Raw genomic sequence first — 18,407 nt, forward strand, 5'->3', positions numbered from 1 at the left:
GCCAGGATCGCCTTGATGTGAGGCTGCTTCAGCGCATGGCGGATCAGCGCCGGCTGCTGGTCGGGCGGAAAGGCAAGGTCGACGATCTCGACCTCAGAATCCTCGATCAGCTGTTCCGGTGTGTCGTGGACGGTCGCAATGCTCCAGCGCTTCGCCACCTTCTCGGCGCTGGTCTTGGTGCGCGAGGCGATGGCGACGACTGGGAAACCGGCCTGCGCATAGGCGGCAAGATGGCATTCGGCCATGATCATGCCGGCGCCGATGCAACCGATCCGGTATTCGCTGGTGCGAACCCTCACATCCGGCTCGAAACCCTGGCCTGCCATCCATTCCTCCCTTGGACGACAGGATATAACGCCATGGCCGGCCCATCAGCCAAGGTCCGCTCCATCAATTCCCATCAGAACCATGCCGGGGTGACGGTGCGAACTAGTTTGCGGCAATCAGCACGGTGCTTTCCGGCGACCAGCTGAGCATTACATTCTGGCCCTCGGCCAGCCGGTCACTGCCGGTATTCTGGACGATGACTTTCAACGTCTGGCCGGCACGCTCGACGAAATAGGTGCTGTTGTTGCCGGCGAAAATGCGCTTGGAGATCTGGCCCTTCAGAGCGTTGGCATTGGCCGCATCCGCAACCCCGGCATCGGTCGCGATGCGAATGCGTTCGGGACGCACGGCGCAGCTGGCCTTCGTACCGGCGGCAAGCCGATCACCCACCCCGGCGGCGATCGCCGTGCCGTCAGGCAGCCGGATGCCGTTGCCGGTCGCATCGCCGCGAAAAATGTTTGCGTCGCCAAGGAAGGTGGCGGCGAATTCGCTCTTCGGCCGGTCGTAGATTTCCTCCGGCGGCCCTTCCTGCACGAGCCTGCCGTCCCGCAATATGCCGATGCGGTCGCTCATCGTCAGCGCCTCTTCCTGGTCGTGGGTGACGAAGATGGTGGTGATGCCGATCTCGCGCTGGATGCGCTTCAGCTCGATCTGCATGTCGACGCGCAGCGCCTTGTCGAGCGCGCCGAGCGGCTCGTCGAGCAACAGCACGCGCGGCTTGGTGACGATGGCGCGCGCCAGCGCCACACGCTGGCGTTGGCCGCCGGAGAGCTGGTGCGGCCGGCGCTCGCCGAGCTTGCCGAGCTGAACCAGATCGAGCGCGCGCTGCACTTCGGTGGCGATCGTCGCTTTCGTTTCGCCGCGCACCGACAGGCCGAAAGCGACATTATCGGCGACGCTCATATTGGGAAACAGCGCATAGTTCTGGAACACCATGCCGATGCGCCGCTTTTCGACCGGCACCCGTTCGACGCTCTCGCCGCCAATGGCGATGCGGCCGGAGTCGGGAAAGTCGAAGCCGGCGATTTGCCTGAGCAGCGTGGTCTTGCCGCTGCCCGAGGGGCCAAGCAGCCCATAGAAACCGCCATCGGCGAAATCGATGGAGACGTGGTCCAGCGCCTTGTGCGCGCCAAAACTGCGGGAGACGTTCGATACCTGCACGCCGGCCATTATTTCTCTCCGCCGAATTTGAAGAAGCGCGCCGTGAACAGCATCAGCGCCATCGACACGACAATGATGATGGTCGAGACCGCGTTGATCTCGGGCGTGAACCCCTTGCGGATCGCGGCGTAGATTTCGACCGGCAGCGTCGTCTGCCCCGGCGTCGCCAGGAAGTAGGAGACGACAAACTGGTCGAACGACACGGCAAATGCGAACAAGCCGCCGGCAATGACGCCGGGCATGATCCACGGCAGCGTCACACGCGCGGTCACCTGCCACTGGTTGGCGCCGAGCGAGCGCGCCGCCTCTTCCAGCTCCGGTGCAAAAGTCTGCAGCCGGGCCGAGACGACGACGATGACATAGGGCAGCGCCAGCGCCACATGGCCGAGCAGGATGGCTAACAGGCCGCGGCCAATGCCGACGCCGAAGAAGAAGATCAGCATCGCCGTGCCGGTGATCAGCCACGGAATGGCGATCGGCGGAAACAGCAGCGCCTGCAGCAATTTCTTGCCGCGGAAGTCGTAGCGGAAGAGCGCCAGCGAAGCGGCCGAGCCAAGCACCACTGAGATGAGCGTGGTGATGACCGCGATCTCGAGGCTGTTCCAGGTCGCCGCGATCAGCTGGTCGTTCTGCCAGAGCGAGGCATACCATTCCGTCGTCCATTCGAACGGCAATTGGTAGAAGGGCGAGACGTTGAACGACATCAGCGCCATGATGATGATCGGCAGATAGAGGAAGACGAGCAGCAGTCCGATGTAGAAGCGGCCTAGTCCTTCGATTATGCGGGTCGTCATCATCAAGCAGCCCTCCGCAGCACCGGCGAGGCAACCGCCAGGATCACCAGCACCACCGCCAGCAGGATGAAGGAAAGCGCCGCCCCCAGCGGCCAGTTGAAGACGGCGACGAACTGGTCCTCGATCACCGTGCCATAGAACGTGCCGGTGCGGCCGCCGAGAATGCGCGGCTCCATGAACGAGCCGACGACCGGCACGAAGATCAGTGCCGCACCTGCCACCAGGCCGGGCATAGACAGCGGGATGATCACCCGCTTCAGCACCTGCAGCCGCGAGGCGCCCAGCGAACGTCCGGCCTCGATCAGCGAGTCGTCGATGGCCTGCAAAGTGAGGTAACAGGTCAGCACCATGTAGGGCACGTAGGAGTGCACCAGGCCGATGATGACTGCGGGGTAGGAATACATCAGGTCGATGTTGATATTGAACGGCAGCACGGCGTTGAGCGCCGTGTCGAGGATGCCGCCCTCGCGCAGCACCATCGCCCAGGAGAAGATGCGCACCAGCCCGTTCGACCAGAACGGCAGGATGACCAGCAGGAAGATCGCCTCGCGGCTGCGCCCCTTCAGCACCTTGGCCAACACATAGGCTGCGGGATAACCGATGACGACGCACCACAAAGTCACTTCGAGGCCGAGCCGCAGCGAAGCGAGCAGCAGCGTCAGGTACAGGCTCTGCGAGAAGAAGGCGGCGTAATTGCCAAGGGTCAAGGCCCACGGCTTTCCCGACAGCGGCAGGTCGGTCATGAAGGAGAAGAACACCATGGCCGAGAGCGGCAGGAAGATCGCCACCGTCAGCCAGAGATAGGCCGGCGCCAGCAGCGGCAGGGCCGATCTCAGCCCGCTGCGCGACGCGACCGCACCCTGTACCGCCATGATACCCTCCTCCCCAGGATTGAAGGGCCAGCCGGCGCCAACCGCCGGCTGGTCCGGACGTGAGCGTTACTTCACGTCGACTTTGAGCTGCTGCCACAGCGCCAGATAGGCCTCGCGCTGCGCGTCGGTGATCGGCGCCTGGAACTGGATGCGCTTGGCCACCTCGGGATCGCCCATCACCTTGCGGTTGAAGGAGTCTTCAGGCAGCGCTTCCACCGCCTTGGTGTTGGCCGACACCGGAGCGCCGACCTTGGTGACCCATTCGACATAGAATTTCGGATCGATCATCCAGTTGATGAAGGCCTGCGCACCTTCGACATTCTTCGAGCCCACCGGGATCGAGAACGCGTCGAGCCAGGCGACGGCGCCTTCCTGCGGAACGACCAGCGAGACCGGCAGCTTGAAGTGGGTCTTGGCGCGATCGGCCGAGCCGCTCCAATAGGTGCCGATGTCGATCTGGTTGGAGGCGACCATCTGGTTCCAGTCGTTCTCCGAACTCCAGAACGTCTTGATCTGCGGCATCAGCGAGGTCAGCTTCGCCTTGACCGCTTCCATATCCTTGATGTCGTTGATATTCTGACCGGTGGCGATGGCGCCGAACTGCACCGCTTCGACAGCGTCGTCGCGAATGACGACCCGGCCCTTATGCGCTGGGTCCCACATTTCGGCGATCGAGGTCGGTGGCTTGTCGAAGGACTTTTCGTTGATTGCCAGCGCCGTCAGGCCCCACACCCACGGCACGCCATAGACCTTGCCGTCATGGTCGAGCATCGGCGATTGCGCCTTGTCCTTGCTGATGTCGGCATAGTTCGGCAGCTTCGAGACATCGATCGGCTGGATCAGCTTTTCCGCCATCGCCTGATCGTTGAAGGCGGCGTTGATCATGACCACGTCATAGAGGCCCGGATTGGTGCGGATCTTGGTCAGCATTTCCTGTTCGGAATTGAAGAAGTCGTTGACGACCTTGTTGCTGGTCGCCTTTTCGAAGGCTTCGATCGCCCACGGCTCGTCAGCGCCGTAGCCCTTCCAGTTGAGCACATGCACTTCGGCGGCACTGGCGGCCAGCGTGAGCGCGGAGGTGATGACGGCGGTCGCCGTCAGCAGGGCAGTCAGTCTTGGCATGCGCATGTTCGTTCCTCTCTTGTTTGCCCGCTTGGCGGGTCAGGCTGTCTGATGGGCCTTCTGGTTCTGGCCCGGCTCGCCCGTGGCGGCCTGGCTCAGGAAAGTCTGGATCTCGCTGTCGGTCGGCGCCGATGAGCCGCCATGGCGGGTGACGGAAAGTGCTGCCGCCGCATTGGCATAGCGCGCCGCCTCGAAGGGATGCACGCCGCGCGAGAGTGCACTGACGAAACCGCCGATATGGGTGTCGCCGGCGCCATTGGTGTCGATGGCATCGACCTTGAAGCCGGCAATGGTCTGCGTCTCGCCATTGACCAACCTCACGAAACAGCCCTTGGCGCCGGCGCGGATAACGACGCCTTCGGCCTTTGGGCAGTGGTCGGCGAGCAGCCGGGCGGCGAGTGCCTCGACATCGCCTTGCCCAGCGATCTCGACCGCTTCCGTCATGTTGCAGCTCAGCCATGTCGTACGGGCAAGCACCCGCGAAAGGATGGGACGTGGGATATCCGCGATGACCGGCGTTGGATCGAAAACGAAGGGAATGTTTTCTGGCAGCGCCTCGATCCAGTCGGTCAGCGCGTCGCGGCTGCCGGAATAGCTCAGCGTATAGCCCGACGTGAACACCCAATCATCAGGCGCGACCACCACGGGCCTCATCATCTCGAGGCTGAGAAAGCTCTCCGCACCGGGCCACGACACGAAGGTGCGCTCGGCATCGCCGGAGATCATGGCGACGCAATTGCCGCTGTCCATGACCGGCGATGGCGACGTCAGCGTTATGATGCCTTCGGCCGCAAACGCGGCGCGCAAGAAATCGCCATTCGGTCCGCTGCCGAGCTGGCCGCCGAACACAACCGTCATGCCGGTGCGGCTGGCCGCGACCATCATGTTGAAGCCGCCGCCGGCGACCTGCGCAAAGCTCGACGCGGTCTTCTCGCAGCCCGGCGCCGGCAAGGCGTCGATGCGGTAGACATAGTCGACGACGGCGCTGCCGATATGGACCAGACGCCCACTCATGCCGCGGCATCCTTGCTGGCCTTTGCCGTGCGCGCCGCGACGAGGTCTTCGGCAAGCGAGCGCACCTCCCCCATATCTATGCCGACGAGCCCGGCAATGTGTTGTTGCGGCAGTTGCGAAAAGCCGACGCAGGCGCCGGCCATGCCTGAGGCAATCGCGCCGATCGTGTCGGTGTCGCCGCCGAGATTGGCGCTGATGATTGCCGCTTGCCAGGGATCGCCCTGCGCGACTTCAAGCACGGCGAAAGCTGCCGGCACGGACTCCTGGCTGGCCACACCGGTGCCGACGAGATCGGTGATGAGCCCGATCGCATCCCGCGTGGTCTTGCCGCGCACGAGCTCCTGCGCCCAGGCGATACGCGCGGCGATATCGCCACCAGTCACCCAATGTCCGAGCCGGGCGCCTCGCCGCGCGGCTGCTACCGCGCTGTCGGAAGCGGCACGCCAGTCGCCACCGGCGACGCCGTGGCTGGCGGCGGCGGCAACTGCTGCGGCCGAAGCGATGGCGATCGAGGTGTTGTGCGTGGCACGGCAAGTTTCGGCCACCTTGGCGACGAAAGCGTCGAGCGGTTCCAGCGGCATCATGATGCCGACCGGCGCGATGCGCATGGCCGCGCCATTGGTGTCGCCGCGGCTTCCCGCCTCTTCCGCCGGCACGCCGTCATTGATGGCGTCGATGGCGCGTTTGGTCGACGGTCCCAGCAGATCGTAGCTGCCGCGCGCCTTGACCTCGCGCTCCCAGTCGAGCAGCGCGTTGACCCAGCGCGCATGGTCGAAGCGGTCGCCGGATTCGACCAGAATGCGGCCGAGCAGCAGCGCCTGTTCGGTGTCGTCGGTGACGGTGCCGGCCACGAGCCCCTTCGACACCGGATGGTCGGCGAAGGGCGCCACGAAATCCTCGACATGGCCGTATAGCTCGGCGATCCGCGCCGGCGACAGAAGCTGTGTCGGCATGCCGAGCGCATCGCCCAGCGCGCCCCCGACAAGCGCGCCCATGGCGCGATCGAGAATGGTGCTGTCTGGCATCGCTCAAAACCTCATATGCAGCGCGAAATGCGCCGGGTTGAGCAGGCTGGTGACATATTCGATCGGCCGGTCGTCAGCCGCACGCGTCAGCCGGCGTCCGCGCAGGAACGGCGTGCCTTGCGGGCAGCCGAGGATGGCGGCGTCTTCGGCGTTGAGCATCTCGATGCCGACCCATTCCTCGCCATGGTCTGGAATGAGACCGGCGGCTCGCAGCGTCTGGTGGAGCGAGCCTTCGCGCAGACCACGCAGCGGCACGTCCTCCAGTTCGGGCGACAGCGGCAGGCGGCTGCGTTCGATGGAGATCGCATGGCCGTCGCTGGCATTGGTGCGCACCCGGTCGACGGCGATGAAGAACGGGCTTTCGATGCCAAGCAGCGCGGCAAGATCGGCATCCTCGATCACTTCAAGCCGCAGCGTCCGGGTCTCGGCATTGGCGCCGGCATTGGCAAGCGCCCGCGACCAGCCAATGCTGTCATCGACCGGCTTGCCGTCGAAAGTGACGAAGGAGCCGATGCCGACCTTGGTGGTGATCAGCCCACGGCTGGACAGCTCCTCGAGGCCCTTGCGGACCGTGTTGCGGCTGACGGAAAAGCGCTGGACGAGTTCGTTCTCGCTTTGCAGGCGGTCGCCGAAGCCAAGCACGCCGGAGCGGATCTCATGTTCGAGAACGGTGGCGATCTGCTCGGGCTTGCCCGTGCCGGGAGACAGTTGAACCGCGCGCCGCTTCATAAGGGTACCTGTTCAATAAACCTGTATAGTCCTGTTCAATACTGGAGTTGAAGGGCGACGTCAACGATATATTTGGATTCACGCATATGCGTTGTGCTCAGGTGCCCCAGGGCATCGTTTGTTCGCATGGCGACGCTAACCGCGTAGGGCGTCCCGTCTCCGAGACAGAGCGGGGGCAGCGCTTCCCTCAGGCGATTAGCCTTGCGCTCACACGAAGAAAAATTCCTCAATCTGTTGCTTGGCCGTCCGCAGCGCTGGCAGGATATCCCGCTCCATCGCCTCGACGGAGAACCGCGCCGACTGCGCCGAGACGTTGATCGCCGCCACGGTCTTGCCTGCGCGGTCACAGATAGGCACCGCGATCGAGCGCAGGCCAAGCTCCAGCTCTTCATCGACGACGGCAAAGCCATCCACCCTCGCCGCGTCGATGGCCTTGGCCAGCGCGGCGCGGCTGGTGATCGTCTTCGGCGTGCGCCGTTCGATCCTCGCCTCTGCAAGCAAGGCCTTCAGTTCATCCGCGCCCAGCCCCGCAAGCAGGACGCGCCCCATCGAGGTGCAATGCGCCGGCAGCCTGGTGCCGACATCGAGCGAAACGCTGAGGATGCGGCGGCCAGGAATGCGCGCGACATAGACGACTTCCTCGCCCGACAGCACCGCCGCGTTACAGGCCTCGTCGAATTGGCCCGCGACGTCGCGCATGATGGATGCCGCGAATGTCCACAGCGAGGCGCCGCCGAGCCAAGAGCGCACGATGGCGAGCAGGCGCGGCGACAGCGAAAACTGCCGGCCGGATTGCGTGGCATAGCCGGTGGCGGTCAGCGTCAGCAGGAAGCGACGCGCGCCGGCGCGGGTCAGCCCCGCCTCCTCCGCCATTTCGGTCAGCGTCATCCCGGCCGGATGCCGGGCCAGTATCTCCATGACTGCAAGGCCGCGCTCCAGCGAGCCGACATGGTCGCGCGTCTTTGCCTTGTCCTCCATGCGGCCTCCGCAAGACAATGCGCCGCCTTGACTCGTTTCGGCGGCGCGATGTAAAAATATCTCATACAAAACAAATGTTCGCAATACGAACTTTTTGAACTTCGGAGTTCTTGGCGATGGTCAATTTCCTGCCGCTCAAACAGGCCGTGGCTGAGAACCTGCATGATGGCGATACGGTCGCCTTCGAAGGCTTCACGCATCTGATCCCGACGGCGGCGGCGCATGAGGCCATCCGCCAGGGCTTTCGCGACCTGACGCTCATCCGCATGACCCCCGACCTGATCTACGACCAGATGATCGGCATGGGCATGGCCAAGAAGATCATCTTCTCCTATGTCGGCAATCCCGGCGTCGGCCTGCTGCGCCGCGCCCGCGACGCCATCGAGAACGGCTTCCCCCGGTCGATCGAGATCGAGGAGCACAGCCATGCCGGCATGGCCAACGCCTACGAGGCGGGAGCTGCCGGCCTGCCTTGCGCGGTGTTCCGCGGCTATCGCGGCGCCGGGCTGGCGGCAGTCAATCCCAACATCCGCTCGGTCACCTGCCCGTTCACCGGCGAGGTGCTTGCCGCCGTTCCTTCCATCCGCCCGGACGTGACCTTCATCCACGCTCAGAAGACCGACAAAAAAGGCAATGTTCTGGTCGAAGGCATTATCGGCATCCAGAAGGAAGCGGTGCTCGCGGCCAAGCGCGCCGTGGTGACGGTAGAGGAAGTCGTCGACAATTTCGACGACCTGCATCCCAACCTCACCGTGCTGCCGCGCTGGACCATCGCTGCGATCTCGGTGGTATCAGGCGGTTCGCATCCCTCCTACGCGCACGGCTACTATGCCAGGGACAACGCCGCCTATCTCGAATGGGACGACATCGCCGCCGACCGTGAAAAATTCCAGACCTGGATGCAGGCCAATGTCCTCGATCGCACGGCGGACGATTTCGCCGGCCGCGTAAAGCATCTGAGGAGCGCGGGATGAGCGGCTTTACTCCCAATGAGATGATGACGATTGCCGCCAGCCGAGCCCTGAAAAACGACGATGTCTGCTTCGTCGGCATTGGCGCGCCGTCAGCCGCCTGCAACGTCGCGCGACTGACGCATGCGCCCGACATCACGCTGATCTATGAAAGCGGCACCATCGGCACCGCGCCCGATGTTTTGCCGCTGTCGATCGGTGACGGCGAACTTTGCGACACCGCCGTCACGACCGTCTCGGTGCCGGAGATGTTTCGTTACTGGCTGCAGGGCGGCCGCATTTCGATCGGTTTCCTCGGTGCCGCCCAGTTCGACAAGTTCGGCAACATCAACACCACCATCATCGGCGACTATGCGCATCCCAAGACCCGCCTGCCCGGCGGCGGCGGCGCGCCGGAGATCGCCACCTCGTCGAAGGAGATCTACATCACCATGGCGCAGTCCAAGCGCGGCATGGTCGAGAAGATCGACTTCTTCACCTCCTTCGGCCATGGCGATGGCGGCGACCATCGCCAGCGCCTCGGCATCGAGACATCAGGGCCGACGCTGCTGATCACCGACCTTGCCATCTGGAAGCCAGATCCGGTGAGCAAGGAATTCACCGTGGTGTCGTTGCATCCCGGCGCAACGCGGCAGCAGGTGCAGGACAGCTGTGGCTGGATCGTAAAGTTCGCCGAGGCGCTTGACGAAACGCCGGCGCCGACGGAACTCGAGCTGACGACATTGCGCGACCTGCAGGCCCGCACCAAGGCGGCGCATGAGGGAAGCGGTAAAGAAAAGGCCGCATGACATGACCGAGGCATTCATCTGCGATTACATCCGCACCCCGATCGGCCGATTCGGCGGCTCGCTGTCGTCGGTGCGGGCCGACGATCTTGGCGCCATCCCGCTGAAGGCGCTGGTCGAGCGCAATGCCGGCATCGACTGGCAGGCTGTCGACGACGTCGTCTATGGCTGCGCCAATCAGGCCGGCGAGGACAACCGCAATGTAGCCCGCATGTCGCTGCTCCTGGCCGAACTGCCGAAGGAAATTTCAGGCTCGACCGTCAATCGCCTCTGCGGTTCCGGCATGGATGCGCTCACCATTGCCGCCCGCGCCATCAAGGCGGGCGAAGCCGAGTTGATGATCGCCGGCGGCGTCGAATCGATGAGCCGCGCCCCCTTCGTCATGCCCAAGGCCGAGACAGCCTTTTCGCGCCACGCCGAGATCCACGACACCACGATTGGCTGGCGCTTCATCAACCCGCTGATGAAGAAACACTATGGCGTCGATTCCATGCCGGAGACCGGCGAGAACGTCGCCGAGGATTTTTCAGTGTCGCGCGCCGACCAGGACGCCTTTGCCGTGCGCAGCCAGGACAAGGCCGTCGCGGCACAGGCCAATGGCCGGCTGGCGAAGGAGATCACCCCGGTGACGGTCCCACAGAAAAAGGGCGATGCGATTATCGTATCGAAGGATGAGCATCCCCGCGCCGGCACCACGGTCGAGTCGCTGGCCAAATTGCCGACGCCGTTCCGCCAGGGCGGCACCGTCACCGCCGGCAACGCGTCCGGCGTCAATGACGGCGCGGCAGCGCTGATCATCGCCTCCGAAGCGGCTGTGAAAAAATACGGCCTGACGCCGATCGCCCGCGTCCTCGGCGGCGCTGCTGCCGGCGTGGCGCCACGCATCATGGGCATCGGCCCTGCCCCGGCGACACAAAAGCTCTGCGCCCGCCTCGGCCTGACACCGCACCAATTCGATGTCATCGAACTCAACGAAGCCTTCGCCTCCCAAGGGATCGCCGTGCTCCGTCAACTCGGCATCTCCGAGAATGCGGAGCACGTCAATCCGAATGGCGGCGCCATCGCGCTTGGTCATCCCTTGGGCATGTCGGGCGCGCGTATCACTGGCACCGCGGCACTGGAACTGCGCGAGCGCAGCGCCCGCTATGCGCTGGCCACCATGTGCATCGGCGTCGGCCAGGGCATCGCGGTGGCGCTCGAACGGGTTTGAGTTTGCACCGCCCTTAATAGGGCAAACCGACATAGTTTTCAGCCAGCGCGGTCGACGCCGCTTGCGAATGCACGAGATAGTCGAGCTCGGCTTCCTGGATGCGTTGGCCGAACTCGCCCGTATCAGGAAAGCGGTGCAACATCGTCGTCATCCACCAGGAGAAGCGTACCGCCTTCCAGACCCGCGCCAGCGCCTTGGCCGAATAGGCGTCAAGCCCGGCCTGCGATTTGTCCACATAGAATTCGCGAAGTCCGGCAAAGAGATAGCGCACGTCGCTGGCAGCGAGGTTGAGCCCTTTGGCGCCGGTCGGGGGCACGATATGGGCGGCGTCGCCGACCAGGAACAGCCGGCCGAAGCGCATCGGCTCGGCAACGAAGGAGCGCAGCGGCGCGATCGACTTTTCGAAGGACGGCCCGGTAACAACGGCGGCGGCAGTCTGCTCGGGCAGGCGACGGCGCAACTCATCCCAGAAGCGGTCGTCGCTCCAGGCCTCGACGCTCTCATCAACCGGAACCTGCACATAGTAGCGGCTGCGATGCGTCGACCGCATCGAGCACAGCGCAAAGCCCCGCTCATGGTTGGCGTAGACCAGTTCGTGATCGGCCGGCGGCACTTCGGCCAGCACGCCGAGCCAGCCGAAGGGATAGGTTCGCTCGAAGGTTTTCAGCGCCCGCCCAGGCGCCGATTTGCGGCTAGCGCCGTGATAGCCGTCGCAGCCGGCGATGAAGTCGCAGTCGATGCAATGGCTGACGCCGTCCTTGTCGTAGGTGACGTAGGGCGCTTCGCCATCGAAACCATGCAGCGCGACGTTGGCCGCCTCATAGACGGTGGTCAGCCCCGCCGCCTCGCGCTTGTCCATCAGGTCGTGTGTCACCTCGGTCTGGCCATAGACGGTGACGTGTTTTCCGCCGGTCAGCGCTGTGAGATCGAGCCGATGCAGGCTGCCGCCGAAGGCAAGCGAGATGCCGGCATGCAGCAGGCCCTCGGCATGCAGCCTTGCAGCTGCGCCCGCCTCTTCGAGCAACTCGACGGTGCCTTGTTCGAGCACCCCTGCCCGCACCCGGCCAAGCACATGCTCCCGGCTCGAACGTTCGAGGATCACCGTCTCGACGCCAATGGTGCCGAGAAGCTGGCCAAGCAGCAGCCCGGACGGTCCGGAGCCGACAATGACAATCCGGGTGCGCATCAGTGTCCCAGGCTTTCGATCTGTCCGGCGAGTTCGGCGGCGAGCCGTAGCGCAGCCGCCGTCGCAACCGCCATCTGCGGCAAGAGCAGCCATTCCAGCGTCCAGGCAGCACCGGAGCGCTCCTGCTCATGCACCAGCGCCTGATGCATGCCGGAAAGCTGGGTGGCGTTGAAGCGCGCCAGCGTCACCAGCACTTCCGCCTTCACCGGGTTCTGCTTGTGCGGCATGGCCGACGAGCCGCCGCCGCCGGACAGCTTGATGTCGGTTCCATCTTGCGCCATCAGCGCAATGTCCTGGCCGAACTTGCCGAGGCTGCCGGTGATGAGCGATAGTAGCCCGGCGAATTCGGCCAGCGCATCCCGCTGGCTGTGCCATTGCGGCGCGTCGCCAAGGCCGAGCTTTGCGGCAAGGGCCGCGCGCACGGCAGGTCCTTTGTCGCCCAGCTTCTCCAGCGTGCCGGCGGCGCCGCCAAACTGCACCACGATCAGACGCTTGGATTGCTCCGACAGTCTCTGCTGATGCCGTTGCAGCGGCGTGCGCCACACCGCCACGCGGTCCGACGCCTGAATTGGGATCGCCGGCTGCATGCGCGTCATCGCTGTCAATGCACGGCTGCCAAAACGTTCTTCCAGCCCCACCAGCCGCAGAATGTTTTCAGTCAGCAGCAGGTCGAGATGTTCAATGAGCCGGCGCAGCCGAAGCACCAGGCCAGTGTCGATGACGTCCTGGCTGGTTGCGCCGAAATGCACGCCGGCGTCGTGCGGCGCCCCGACCGCTGCCTTCAACTGGCGCACCAGTTCGGGCACGATCACGCCATCCTTCGCCACACCGGCCCGCAGCCGCGCGGTGTCCGGCTTGTATGACAACAGGACAGGTACAATCGCCGCGGCGGCATCCGTGCCGATAGTCCCGCTTTCGGCTTCCGCTTGCGCCAGCGCGCGCTCGAAATCGAGCATGGCGGCGATTTCCGCATCCACCGAAAAATGCCGAGCCGCCTCCTCGTCGCCGAGCAGGCCGGAGAGCAGCGGATGGTCGAAGGGCGATACGGTCATGTCATTGGTTTCCTGACCGTCAGCTGTCGAAGAAGACCGTTTCCTTCTCCCCTTGGAGATGGACGTCGAAAATATAGTTGTCGCCTTGCCGCTCGGCGATCAGCGTCGGCACGCGCACCTTGTGCTCGATGCGGGCCAGGATCGGATCCTCGGCATTGGCCTTGGCCTCGTCGGAGAAATAGAGCCGCGTGTGGAGGCCGATATTGATGCCGCGGGCGACGATCCACAGGCTGATATGCGGCGCCATCAGCCGGCCGTCGCCATACGGCACGCGTCCCGGCTTGATCGTCTGAAAACTGCACAGGCCGGTTTCCATGTCGGTCGGCTGACGGCCCCAGCCCTGAAAATCCGGATCGGCATCGCCGCGCAATTCGGCCGGCGAATTGTAGAAGCCATTGGCATCCGCTTGCCAGATTTCGATCAAGGCATCCCTGAGCGGCGTGCCGGTGCCGTCGAGCACGCGGATGCGCAAACCGATGCGCTCGCCCTTGGTCTTGTCGTTGAGCATCGTCGCGCCGAGGTCTGTCGGATAGACGCCGCCGATACCACCGAAATTCGGCGTCAGCCCGATATGCACGTAGGGCCCGGCGGTCTGCGACGGGCTCTCCTTCAGCCGGGTCAGCGATTGCGCCATCAATTGCCCTCCGGCCGGTTTTCGAACAGCGCGGCGCGGCGCCCGCGCAGCACGATGTCGAACTTGTAGGCGCGCGCGTCGAACGGGATCGTCGCCTGCATGTCGAGCGCCGCGACCAGCGTCTCAACGGCCGCCTTGTCACGGATACCGCGCACGATCGGGCACCGCCAGATCAGCGGGTCGCCCTCGAAATACATCTGCGTGATCAGCCGCTGTGCGAAGCCGTGGCCGAACACCGAGAAATGGATGTGCGATGGCCGCCAGTCATTGGGCCCGTTCGGCCAGGGATAGGGACCGGGCTTCACCGTGCGAAAGGCATAGCCGCCATCGGCATCGGTGATGGTGCGGCCGCAGCCGCCGAAATTCGGATCGAGCGGCGCGAGATAGCCGTCCTTCTTGTGGCGGTAACGGCCGCCTGAATTGGCCTGCCAGAATTCGAGCAGCGCGCCGGAGACGCCCTGGCCGCGCTCGTCGAGCACGCGGCCATAGACGATGATACGCTCGCCGATTGCGCTCTCGCCGGGCTTGGCGAAGTTGTGGATCAGGTCATTGTCGAGTTCGCCGAGCATGGCGTGGCCGAACACCGGACCGGTGATTTCGGACGCCGTGTTGTCGAAGGCCAGCAGCGCCTTTTGCGGCGAGCGCAACACCGACGTCTTGTAGTCGGGCGTCAGCGCCGGCGGATGCCAGCCACGGTCGCGCTGGAAGAAGGCTCCGCTCTCGGGCCTGCGGTTCGAGCCGGCATCAGCTGGCATGGCCAGCCCTGCTTCCGTCCATTTCCGAAAACACCTCCTTGGCGATCCTGAAGGCGCGGTTGGCGGCCGGCACGCCGGCATAGATCGCGACATGCAGGAACGCTTCGCAGATATCGTCGCGCGACGCACCGGTGTTGGCGGTGGCGCGCACATGCATGGCGACCTCTTCATCATGGCCAAGGGCGGCCAGCAGTGCCAGCGTCACGATCGAGCGTTCGCGCCTGCTGAAGCCCGGACGCGCCCACACAGTGCCCCAGGCTGCCTCGGTGATCAGCTCCTGGAACGGCCGGTCGAAATCGGTGACGGCATCCTCGCTGCGATCAACATGCGGGTCGCCGAGCACCGAGCGCCTGACGGTCAGCCCGGTCTGATATCTGGTTTCGTTTTTGGGCAGTTCATCCATGGGTCTGCTTTCTCAGGGGAAGCGCCGCGACGAAATCGCGGATCAGGGTGGTCAGCGCCTTGGGCTGTTCGACGCAAGGGATGTGCGCGGCGTCACGAATGATTTCGAAATGTGCGCCTGGGATCAGATCGGCCAGCCAGCGGACGAGATCCGGCGGCGTCGAGCCGTCCTGGTCGCCAACGACGCAAAGCGTGGGTACCGCGATCCCCTGCGCGGCCTCGGTGAAATCGGCATCGCGCACCGCGGCGCAGGTGCCGACATAGCCGGCGACGGCTTGCCGGGTCATCATGTTCCAGTAGCCGTCGAGCTCGGCGACACGGTCCGCGTGGAAGGCAGGCGTAAACCACATTTTGAGCACGGCATCGGCGATGGCCTGGATACCTTTGCTTTCGACCGTTTCGATGCGGGTGTTCCAGCTGTCGGCCGTGCCGATCTTGTGGGCGGTGTCGCACAGGATGAGGCCGTCGACGATTTCGGGGCGCCGGGCATAAAACCCTTGCGCAATCAGGCCGCCCACCGACAGGCCGCACAGCACCGCATTGTTCAGTTCGAAATGATCGATCAGGCCCGACAGATCATCGACATGCTCGTCGATCGAGCTGACGCCACCAATGTCGGACAGGCCATGGCCGCGCTTGTCGTAGACCAACACAGGCATTTCGCCACCCAGTTCGGACAACACCTCGTCCCAGACGCGGAAGTCGGTGCCCAGCGAATTGATGAACACGATCGGCCGCGCATTTCCCTTCGCCTTGATATGGCGATGGTGCAGCGTGATGCCGCCAATGTTGACGAATGGCACGATTTCGATCCTCCGTGTTCACATTGCACAAGGCATTTGGTTTGGTAAAATGATATTTTACGCCGTTTCATTAACTGCTAGGTTATGAGAACATGTCCGAAAGCCGCATAAGGTTCCGTCACCTGCAGGCATTCCTTGAGGTAGCGCGGCAAGGCAGCGTGGCGAGGGCGGCCGACTTTCTCCATGTCAGCCCACCGGCCGTGACCAAGACGTTGCGCGAATTGGAGGAGGCGCTTGGCATCGCTGTCGTCGAACGCGACGGCCGCGGCATCAGGGTGACACGGCTTGGCGAAATCTTTCTCGGCCATGCCGGCACGGCGATCACGGCACTGAAGCGCGGCGTCGATTCCGTCCGCCAGGACGGCGCCATCAACCGGCATCCGATCCGCATCGGCGCGCTCCCGACAGTGTCGGCCAAGGTGATGCCACGCGCCATAAGCCTGTTCCTGAGTGAAAATACCGGTGCTGCGATCAAGATCGTCACCGGCGAGAACGCGGTCCTGCTGGAACAGTTGCGCGTCGGTGCGCTCGATCTCGTCGTCGGCCGGCTTGCGGCGCCGGAAAACATGACCGGCTTCTTCTTCGAGCATCTCTATTCCGAACCGGTGCTGTTCGTGGTGAGGGCCGGCCATCCGCTGCTGCAGCCGGGCCAGGACATCTTCGCCCGGCTCGATGAATTCCCGGTGCTGATGCCGACGCGGGAGTCGGTCATCCGCCCCTTCGTCGACCGCCTGTTCATCACCAACGGCATGACGGCGCCTGCGACCGAGATCGAGACCGTCTCGGATTCCTTCGGCCGTGCCTTCCTGCGCCAAAGCAATGCGGTCTGGATCATATCGACAGGCGTCGTCGCCAACGAACTCTCCAGCGGCGCCTTCGTCGCCTTGCCCGTCAACACCGAGGAAACCAAAGGGCCGGTCGGCCTGACGATGCGGACCGACACTGCGCCTTCGCCGGCCTTCACCATCCTGCTGCAGACCATTCGCGAGGCGGCCAGCCAGAACGCCTGAGCACCTTTCGCCAATCTGGCGCAGAGCGGGCCTTCAGCCGTATTTCCATAACCTGTTGGTTAACGAAACACCGCAAAATATCATTTTACCAAACCAAACACCTAGGGCACTGTGACGATGGGAGGATCGAAATCGTGCCGTTATCGGCATTGGCGGCGTTCCGCTGCCGCCTCAAGGCCTGCCGGGGCGATCTCCGATCTTAAGAACGGGCGGCATCGATTTTGAGCAGGCCGGCGGTGACCTCCAGGTGCCGTCAGGAAAGGGAGGAATACCAGCATGACCTCAAGCAAATCCGGCGTCTCGCGGCGCCAGTTCATCGCCACATCGCTCGCCGGCGGCGCGGCACTTGCGCTCAGCCGCGGCCAGGCATTCGCGCAGGCCGCCGACACGCTGAAGGTCGGCTTTGTCAGCCCGCGCACCGGGCCGCTCGCCGGCTTCGGCCAGACCGACGGCTATGTGCTCGATCTCGCCCGCAAGGCGCTCGCCAACGGCCTCGACATCGGCGGCAAGAAATACAGTGTCGAGATCATCGACCAGGACACGCAATCCGACCCGTCGCGCGCCGGCCAGCTCGCCAAGGACCTCATCAACAACCAGGCCGTCGACCTGATGCTGGCGGTGTCGACGCCGGAGGTGATCAACCCGGTCGCCGACGCCTGCGAAGCCGCCGGCGTGCCTTGCCTCTCCACCGTCATGCCGTGGGAGGCCTGGTATTTCGGCCGCGGCGCCAAGCCCGGCGAACCCTCGCCGTTCAAATGGACCTATCATTTCGGCTTCGGCGTCGACGAGTTCTTCCGGACCTACATCTCGCAATGGAACCTGATCGAGACCAACAAGAAGGTCGGCGTCATGTATCCCAACGACGCAGACGGCAATGCCATCCGCACCCATCTGGCGCCGTTGCTGGCAAAGCAGGGTTTCACCATCGTCGATCCCGGCGCCTACGAGACCGGCACCACCGACTATTCCTCGCAGATCGCGCTGTTCAAGCAGGAAGGCGTCGAGATCTTCAACTCCTTCCCGATCCCGCCGGACTTCGCCGCCTTCTGGCGTCAGGCTGCACAGCAAGGCCTGATCAAGCAGATCAAGATCTGCCAGGTCGCCAAGACCGGATTGTTCCCGTCCGACATCGAGGCGCTGGGCGATCTCGGCAACAAGATTTCGAGCGCCGCTTACTGGCACAAGGCCTTTCCCTACAAGTCGCCGCTGACCGGCGTTTCGGGAATCGAACTGGCCGACGGTTATGAGGCCGCCAGCGGCAAGCAGTGGACGCAGCAGCTCGGCGCCTCGATGTCGCTGCTCGACGCCGGCTTCGAGGCGCTGAAGGCAAGCACCGACGCCAAGGACAAGGCGGCCGTCGCCAAGGCGCTGAGCGCGCTCAACACCGAGACCATGATCGGCAAGGTCGACTTCACCAGCGGCCCGGTCGCCAATGTCTCTCCCGGCCCGATCATCGGCACCCAATGGGTGGCGGCCAAGGAAGGCGGCAAATTCCCGCTCGACTACGTCGTGACCGAGAACGCCACCGACCCGAAGGTTCCGGTCGAGGCCAAGCTCCAGCCGTATAACGGCTGACG

At 64.2% G+C, this 18,407-nt stretch carries 20 protein-coding genes; 5 read left to right on the plus strand and 15 right to left on the minus strand.

The genetic code is table 11. From position 1 onward, the window contains the following. The 9 genes from NKI05_RS15520 to NKI05_RS15560 all read right to left on the minus strand — a co-directional run. The coding region (locus NKI05_RS15520) for a Gfo/Idh/MocA family oxidoreductase (protein ID WP_352792601.1) at window positions 1-326 on the minus strand (326 nt) is incomplete at its 3' end. A gap of 103 nt (window positions 327-429) precedes the next feature. Beyond that, complete coding sequence (locus NKI05_RS15525) at window positions 430-1,497, minus strand: ABC transporter ATP-binding protein (RefSeq protein ID WP_023712103.1); 1,068 nt, start codon at window positions 1,495-1,497, stop codon at window positions 430-432. Continuing rightward, entirely contained in the window at window positions 1,497-2,285 is a 789-nt protein-coding gene (locus tag NKI05_RS15530; RefSeq protein ID WP_023815833.1) for an ABC transporter permease, read from the minus strand. Before NKI05_RS15530 ends, NKI05_RS15525 begins: the two co-directional genes overlap by 1 nt. After that, complete coding sequence (locus tag NKI05_RS15535) at window positions 2,285-3,154, minus strand: ABC transporter permease (protein WP_023712105.1); 870 nt, start codon at window positions 3,152-3,154, stop codon at window positions 2,285-2,287. Before NKI05_RS15535 ends, NKI05_RS15530 begins: the two co-directional genes overlap by 1 nt. 66 nt (window positions 3,155-3,220) lie before the next feature. Next, window positions 3,221-4,282 (minus strand): ABC transporter substrate-binding protein, encoded by a 1,062-nt coding sequence (locus NKI05_RS15540; protein ID WP_023668165.1) that lies wholly within the window; start codon window positions 4,280-4,282, stop codon window positions 3,221-3,223. Window positions 4,283-4,315: 33 nt separating this feature from the next. Beyond that, the gene (locus NKI05_RS15545) at window positions 4,316-5,290 is read right to left on the minus strand and encodes a PfkB family carbohydrate kinase (RefSeq protein ID WP_023714831.1); all 975 of its coding nucleotides are present in this window, start codon (window positions 5,288-5,290) and stop codon (window positions 4,316-4,318) included. Continuing rightward, complete coding sequence (locus NKI05_RS15550; protein WP_023815835.1) at window positions 5,287-6,315, minus strand: ADP-ribosylglycohydrolase family protein; 1,029 nt, start codon at window positions 6,313-6,315, stop codon at window positions 5,287-5,289. Before NKI05_RS15550 ends, NKI05_RS15545 begins: the two co-directional genes overlap by 4 nt. Before the next feature lie 3 nt (window positions 6,316-6,318). Then, the gene (locus NKI05_RS15555; protein WP_023815836.1) at window positions 6,319-7,044 is read right to left on the minus strand and encodes a GntR family transcriptional regulator; all 726 of its coding nucleotides are present in this window, start codon (window positions 7,042-7,044) and stop codon (window positions 6,319-6,321) included. A gap of 207 nt (window positions 7,045-7,251) precedes the next feature. Further along, window positions 7,252-8,022: an IclR family transcriptional regulator domain-containing protein gene (locus tag NKI05_RS15560; protein ID WP_023815837.1), complete on the minus strand. Its 771-nt coding sequence runs from the start codon at window positions 8,020-8,022 to the stop codon at window positions 7,252-7,254. A 116-nt stretch (window positions 8,023-8,138) separates the two neighbouring features. Between NKI05_RS15560 and NKI05_RS15565 the strand changes: the two genes are divergently transcribed. From NKI05_RS15565 to pcaF, 3 genes are read left to right on the plus strand one after another with little or no spacing between them, the layout of a single operon-like run. After that, a complete protein-coding gene (locus NKI05_RS15565) occupies window positions 8,139-8,996 on the plus strand; it encodes a CoA transferase subunit A (protein ID WP_023815838.1) in 858 nt (285 codons plus the stop codon). After that, window positions 8,993-9,781, plus strand: coding sequence for a CoA-transferase subunit beta (locus tag NKI05_RS15570; RefSeq protein WP_031205589.1), 789 nt, complete (start codon window positions 8,993-8,995; stop codon window positions 9,779-9,781). The genes NKI05_RS15565 and NKI05_RS15570 overlap by 4 nt, the downstream gene beginning before the upstream one ends. A 1-nt stretch (window position 9,782) precedes the next feature. Further along, the gene (gene pcaF, locus NKI05_RS15575; protein ID WP_352792607.1) at window positions 9,783-10,988 is read left to right on the plus strand and encodes a 3-oxoadipyl-CoA thiolase; all 1,206 of its coding nucleotides are present in this window, start codon (window positions 9,783-9,785) and stop codon (window positions 10,986-10,988) included. A 13-nt stretch (window positions 10,989-11,001) separates the two neighbouring features. Here pcaF and pobA read toward each other — a convergent pair whose 3' ends face one another. The 6 genes from pobA to pcaD are packed head-to-tail and all read right to left on the minus strand — an operon-like array spanning window position 11,002 to window position 15,820. Continuing rightward, window positions 11,002-12,174, minus strand: coding sequence for a 4-hydroxybenzoate 3-monooxygenase (gene pobA / locus NKI05_RS15580; RefSeq protein WP_023815841.1), 1,173 nt, complete (start codon window positions 12,172-12,174; stop codon window positions 11,002-11,004). Further along, window positions 12,174-13,226 (minus strand): 3-carboxy-cis,cis-muconate cycloisomerase, encoded by a 1,053-nt coding sequence (locus NKI05_RS15585; RefSeq protein WP_023815842.1) that lies wholly within the window; start codon window positions 13,224-13,226, stop codon window positions 12,174-12,176. The genes pobA and NKI05_RS15585 overlap by 1 nt, the downstream gene beginning before the upstream one ends. A gap of 19 nt (window positions 13,227-13,245) precedes the next feature. Beyond that, window positions 13,246-13,860: a protocatechuate 3,4-dioxygenase subunit alpha gene (gene pcaG / locus NKI05_RS15590; protein WP_023685271.1), complete on the minus strand. Its 615-nt coding sequence runs from the start codon at window positions 13,858-13,860 to the stop codon at window positions 13,246-13,248. Continuing rightward, the gene (gene pcaH / locus NKI05_RS15595) at window positions 13,860-14,615 is read right to left on the minus strand and encodes a protocatechuate 3,4-dioxygenase subunit beta (RefSeq protein ID WP_023685272.1); all 756 of its coding nucleotides are present in this window, start codon (window positions 14,613-14,615) and stop codon (window positions 13,860-13,862) included. Before pcaH ends, pcaG begins: the two co-directional genes overlap by 1 nt. Continuing rightward, window positions 14,605-15,018, minus strand: coding sequence for a 4-carboxymuconolactone decarboxylase (gene pcaC, locus NKI05_RS15600; protein WP_023685273.1), 414 nt, complete (start codon window positions 15,016-15,018; stop codon window positions 14,605-14,607). Before pcaC ends, pcaH begins: the two co-directional genes overlap by 11 nt. Beyond that, on the minus strand, window positions 15,011-15,820 hold the full coding sequence (gene pcaD, locus NKI05_RS15605; protein ID WP_023687922.1) for a 3-oxoadipate enol-lactonase: 810 nt from the start codon (window positions 15,818-15,820) through the stop codon (window positions 15,011-15,013). Before pcaD ends, pcaC begins: the two co-directional genes overlap by 8 nt. Window positions 15,821-15,912: 92 nt before the next feature. On the opposite strand from pcaD, the gene pcaQ reads away from it, so the two are divergent. Both pcaQ and NKI05_RS15615 read left to right on the plus strand, forming a co-directional pair. Next, window positions 15,913-16,830 carry a pca operon transcription factor PcaQ gene (gene pcaQ, locus NKI05_RS15610; protein WP_023685275.1) on the plus strand — a complete coding sequence of 306 codons (918 nt, stop codon included), beginning with the start codon at window positions 15,913-15,915 and terminating at the stop codon, window positions 16,828-16,830. Window positions 16,831-17,106: 276 nt separating this feature from the next. Next, window positions 17,107-18,405 (plus strand): ABC transporter substrate-binding protein, encoded by a 1,299-nt coding sequence (locus tag NKI05_RS15615; RefSeq protein WP_023815843.1) that lies wholly within the window; start codon window positions 17,107-17,109, stop codon window positions 18,403-18,405. Window positions 18,406-18,407 lie beyond the last annotated feature (2 nt).

The organism is Mesorhizobium sp. M0771, from assembly GCF_040320155.1.
In the GTDB taxonomy this organism is placed as follows: domain Bacteria; phylum Pseudomonadota; class Alphaproteobacteria; order Rhizobiales; family Rhizobiaceae; genus Mesorhizobium.

Excerpts from the sequence above, each read along its gene's own strand:
- pcaH (WP_023685272.1), bottom strand. The coding sequence starts at position 14,615 with ATGCCAGCTGATGCCGGCTCGAACCGCAGGCCCGAGAGCGGAGCCTTC.
- NKI05_RS15560 (WP_023815837.1), bottom strand. The coding sequence starts at position 8,022 with ATGGAGGACAAGGCAAAGACGCGCGACCATGTCGGCTCGCTGGAGCGC.
- NKI05_RS15555 (WP_023815836.1), bottom strand. The coding sequence starts at position 7,044 with ATGAAGCGGCGCGCGGTTCAACTGTCTCCCGGCACGGGCAAGCCCGAG.
- pobA (WP_023815841.1), bottom strand. The coding sequence starts at position 12,174 with ATGCGCACCCGGATTGTCATTGTCGGCTCCGGACCGTCCGGGCTGCTG.
- pcaQ (WP_023685275.1), top strand. The coding sequence starts at position 15,913 with ATGTCCGAAAGCCGCATAAGGTTCCGTCACCTGCAGGCATTCCTTGAG.
- NKI05_RS15540 (WP_023668165.1), bottom strand. The coding sequence starts at position 4,282 with ATGCGCATGCCAAGACTGACTGCCCTGCTGACGGCGACCGCCGTCATC.
- NKI05_RS15550 (WP_023815835.1), bottom strand. The coding sequence starts at position 6,315 with ATGCCAGACAGCACCATTCTCGATCGCGCCATGGGCGCGCTTGTCGGG.
- NKI05_RS15585 (WP_023815842.1), bottom strand. The coding sequence starts at position 13,226 with ATGACCGTATCGCCCTTCGACCATCCGCTGCTCTCCGGCCTGCTCGGC.
- pcaF (WP_352792607.1), top strand. The coding sequence starts at position 9,783 with ATGACCGAGGCATTCATCTGCGATTACATCCGCACCCCGATCGGCCGA.
- pcaC (WP_023685273.1), bottom strand. The coding sequence starts at position 15,018 with ATGGATGAACTGCCCAAAAACGAAACCAGATATCAGACCGGGCTGACC.
- pcaG (WP_023685271.1), bottom strand. The coding sequence starts at position 13,860 with ATGGCGCAATCGCTGACCCGGCTGAAGGAGAGCCCGTCGCAGACCGCC.
- NKI05_RS15570 (WP_031205589.1), top strand. The coding sequence starts at position 8,993 with ATGAGCGGCTTTACTCCCAATGAGATGATGACGATTGCCGCCAGCCGA.
- NKI05_RS15525 (WP_023712103.1), bottom strand. The coding sequence starts at position 1,497 with ATGGCCGGCGTGCAGGTATCGAACGTCTCCCGCAGTTTTGGCGCGCAC.
- NKI05_RS15615 (WP_023815843.1), top strand. The coding sequence starts at position 17,107 with ATGACCTCAAGCAAATCCGGCGTCTCGCGGCGCCAGTTCATCGCCACA.
- NKI05_RS15565 (WP_023815838.1), top strand. The coding sequence starts at position 8,139 with ATGGTCAATTTCCTGCCGCTCAAACAGGCCGTGGCTGAGAACCTGCAT.
- NKI05_RS15535 (WP_023712105.1), bottom strand. The coding sequence starts at position 3,154 with ATGGCGGTACAGGGTGCGGTCGCGTCGCGCAGCGGGCTGAGATCGGCC.
- NKI05_RS15530 (WP_023815833.1), bottom strand. The coding sequence starts at position 2,285 with ATGATGACGACCCGCATAATCGAAGGACTAGGCCGCTTCTACATCGGA.
- NKI05_RS15545 (WP_023714831.1), bottom strand. The coding sequence starts at position 5,290 with ATGAGTGGGCGTCTGGTCCATATCGGCAGCGCCGTCGTCGACTATGTC.